The organism is Microcystis sp. M53598_WE2, assembly GCF_030067735.1.
GTDB classification, from domain to species: domain Bacteria; phylum Cyanobacteriota; class Cyanobacteriia; order Cyanobacteriales; family Microcystaceae; genus Microcystis; species Microcystis aeruginosa.
In genome coordinates this window covers 1-2,126 of sequence record NZ_JASJFE010000153.1, presented here as the reverse complement: position 1 = coordinate 2,126, position 2,126 = coordinate 1, and the positions used below count along the sequence as shown (strand labels likewise).

Below are 2,126 nucleotides of genomic sequence, written 5' to 3'. Positions count from 1 at the left end.
TAATTTTTATACCATAATTTTCCATCTGCCACAGCACCATGACTAAGGGAGATTCTATTTCAGAGAATAATTGATACAAAGGGGGAATTTTAGTTAATTCTGCCTGTAATTTTTCTCGAAGTAAATAGGTAGCGTAGGCATCTAATCCGCAGTAGTTAGCAGTGGTGGTAATATCTAAATCAGCGATGGTTTTTCCCGCAGGAATACCGAGACTTTTATAACTAAGGGAAGTGATGCCAGTTAAATAGCGATCGCATAAATCTTCGAGATTATGAGTTAGTTCGGGATGGAGGACATAACTAGCCACCATAGTATCAAAAACTAGACCTTTAACGGTAATTCCTTGATGATAAAAAACATCAATATCAAATTTCGCATTCTGGAAGACTTTCGGATAATTATCACCCGCTAAAATTGGGCGTAATTTTTCGAGGACTATCTCTAGATTTAAATTATCACCGCTCTGGTGGCTGATGGGAATATAGGCCATAGAATTTAATTCTTTTCCCCAACAGCAACCGATCCCGACCAATTTGGCTACACGAGGATTTAAATCCGTGGTTTCGGTGTCCCAAGCGACGGGAAAATGTGGATTAGTGAAAGTTGTTAATTTTGCCAGTAAAGCATCTAACTTAGGAATAGTATCAATAATGTCGGGAGCAATTAGAACCGGTGGAGAAATAGGGGGTAAATCAAACAGAGACAATTGATTAGAATCAGCATCGCTAGTTAATTCTAGGGTAGGAGTGCCACCTAGATGCTGTTGAATTTGATCGAGTTTCTGGAGAATTTTCTTTAACTCTAATCTTGCCAATAAAGGTTGAACTAAACGCCGATCAAAACCTCGGAGACGAAATTTCTCTTCCTCGAGACTAACGGGGGCATCAAGGGCAATTTTGGCTAAATAGCGAGAACTTTCGGCGGCGGTTTTTCCCTCTAATAATTTAGTTTTTACCATTCCCTTAATCGATTCCAGATTGGTATATATATCGTCTAAGTTATCGTATTTTTTTAATAAATCTATCGCTGTTTTTTCGCCAATTCCGCGCACCCCGGGGATATTATCAGACTTATCACCGCAAAGAGCTTTAAAATCTACTACCTGTTTTGGTGTCACCCCTAACTTTTCCGTGACAGCTTGGGAATTAAATTCTGTATAACCCTGTCCCGATGTACTTTTGACCGCATTAATATCCAGATAGAGAACCGTGGTTTTTTTCTCCTCATCTACCAATTGGAATAAATCTCGATCGCCTGTTAAAATCTTGACTGTATAACCATTATCGCCTGCCTGTTTTGCCAAAGTTCCTAAAACATCATCTGCTTCGTAACCTGGGGAAGTCACAATAGGAATATTCATCGCTGCTAAGAGACTTTGCAGATTAGTTAAATCGGGGCGAAATTCTTCGGGAGTCTCTTGCCGATTAGCCTTATAATTAACATCAGCTTCATGGCGAAAAGAAGGAACTGCTAAATCAAAAGCAACTGCTAAATAAGTGGGTTTTTGAGTTTCAAGTAACTGCATCAGAGAATTTAAAAACCCAAAGCACACACTGGTGGGAATGCCGCTAGAAGTACGCAGAGGACCAGAACGAGACTTGGCAAAGGCATAATAGGCACGAAAAGCCAAAGAATGCCCATCAATCAGGATAAATAGCTTATTTTGCTCGGCACTGGTCATAATCTAGCCTCTTTAATCCTATCAAAATAATACTAAATAGTATATAAAATTTACATTCCCTATTTTGCCCAAATTTGACAAGGGGGGTTTTTCTGTTTAGAGTATAACAGATGCTGGCATTGTTCTAAACTTAAATCTTTCTATCTCTTTACAGGCGGCCCATGCCTGTGCTACCAATTGCATCAATAGCATTTACAGGCATCCTGCTTGTACCACTAGGAAAAAACTAGACCGAATTACAGTAGCTCCCAATATTTGTTTAGAATAACTCACTATCAGAAAAATTCCGATTACTGTAGGAGCTGTTTTAAAGCTGTTAGCGAAGGGAATTATGCTACACTAGCATCAATATCTAATCAAAAAGGCTTGTAATTTATGACTCCTCATCTTTCTCTTAGCCAGATTATAGAATCTATCGATCAACTTTCTTTAGAAGAACAAAACC

1 protein-coding gene is annotated in these 2,126 nt (G+C 38.8%); it reads right to left on the bottom strand.

Annotated features, from left to right (window positions below; translation table 11 throughout):
• On the bottom strand, positions 1 to 1,681 hold a 1,681-nt coding region (locus tag PX636_RS03440; RefSeq protein ID WP_288116234.1), incomplete at its 3' end, for a 5'-3' exonuclease H3TH domain-containing protein.
• Between the last annotated feature and the right edge of the window lie 445 nt (positions 1,682 to 2,126).